Raw genomic sequence first — 1,343 nt, 5'->3', positions numbered from 1 at the left:
GATCCGCGCTTCCTGCTGACCGCGCAATCGGATGGCCTGGACGAGGGCGCCACGCGCTTCACCATCGACTATGGCGCGCTGACGGACCTGCGCGTGTGCGTGCTGCTGGGGTCCATGTCCAAAGTCGCCAGCCTGACCCGCGTCATCTCCCTGGATCCGGCCGGCAACGAGATCCTGCACACCAGCGGCCCGACGGACTGGTGTCCGCCCATCGGCGGCGCCTTCGACCGGCCCCGCGCCGATCCGTCCTGGGGCCATGGCCGGATCAGCGACCGCGAACTTCGGCAGTATCCACGCTGGTTCTGGCACGACGTGGCCCCCGAGCCGGTGTTGGGCCGCTACGAGCACATCTTTATTTCCGACCCCACCAACCCGGCCGGGTCCGTCACCCTGGCCCGCGTCTGGACCGGGGCCGGTTGGCAGACGTCCGTCCCGGTATCCTACACATGCGAGTGGGGGTGGGAGGATCTGTCGGAGGTCCGCACCCTGCTATCGGGCCGGACCGACGCCGACCCCGGCCCCCGCCGCCGAACCATGACGGTGCAGATCGAGGGCCTGCCGGAGGCGGAGGCCATGCGCGACGTCTACGACATGGTCGGGCGCGTCGGCCGGTCGAGGCAGCTTTACGTCTCGTTCAACCCCATGGAAAGCCGCGACCGTCACCGCCGGTCGGGCCTCGCCACACTGGCGCGTCTGCCGGCTTCCACGCTGGCCCGGCACGATTGGGTCGATACGACATTCCAGTTCATTGAGGAGGTGGCGTGATGGTGCAGTTCACCGTCAAGGGCGTGACATGGGATACGGCCGACTTTGTCCGCGATTTCGGGCTGGCCGAAACCGTAGTCGTCGATGGCGTCGCGCTGCCCCGCGCCTACGCCCTGCCGTATGCGGTCTCCCTGTTGGTACAGGAGATCGCGTCCACCCTGGCGGCCGGCACGGCGGCGGCGGAGATCCTGGAACCGATGCTGGACGAGATCGCGGTGCTGGCGGGTGCCCTCGGTCTCAGCGAGGTCCGGCCCGGCGAGGGTCTGCTGTGGGACGAGGTGCGGCAAAAGTTCGTGCCGTGGGGGCGGGCGACGCCGGCCGACATCGACGGCTGGGCCGCGCCCGACGTGTGGGTGGACCTGGCCGGGTTGGCCTATGCCATCGACGCCCGCCGGCCACTTGTCAAGACGCCGACCATCATCAAACCCGCGCATGGGAGCACCGACGCGCAACTGGACGTCACGACCAGCCCGATGCGTGGGCTGTACGGCGCGGTGTCCGGCGGTCTGCGCGTGCGCTGGTATGAGCCGGAAAGCGCGACCATCGTGCATGACAGCGGCTGGGTTACTGGTCCGACG

At 69.2% G+C, this 1,343-nt stretch carries 2 protein-coding genes; both read left to right on the top strand.

Annotated elements, in window-relative coordinates; translation table 11 throughout:
- Positions 1 to 765: hypothetical protein (locus GGD82_RS20730; protein ID WP_184013350.1), on the top strand; the 765-nt coding region annotated here is incomplete at its 5' end.
- A partial coding sequence (locus GGD82_RS20725; RefSeq protein WP_184013349.1) for a hypothetical protein occupies positions 765 to 1,343 on the top strand: 579 nt, incomplete at its 3' end. The genes GGD82_RS20730 and GGD82_RS20725, both read left to right, overlap by 1 nt.

It is taken from the genome of Roseospira marina, assembly GCF_014197855.1.
GTDB lineage: Bacteria > Pseudomonadota > Alphaproteobacteria > Rhodospirillales > Rhodospirillaceae > Rhodospira > Rhodospira marina.
This window is presented reverse-complemented; position numbering and strand designations above follow the sequence as displayed.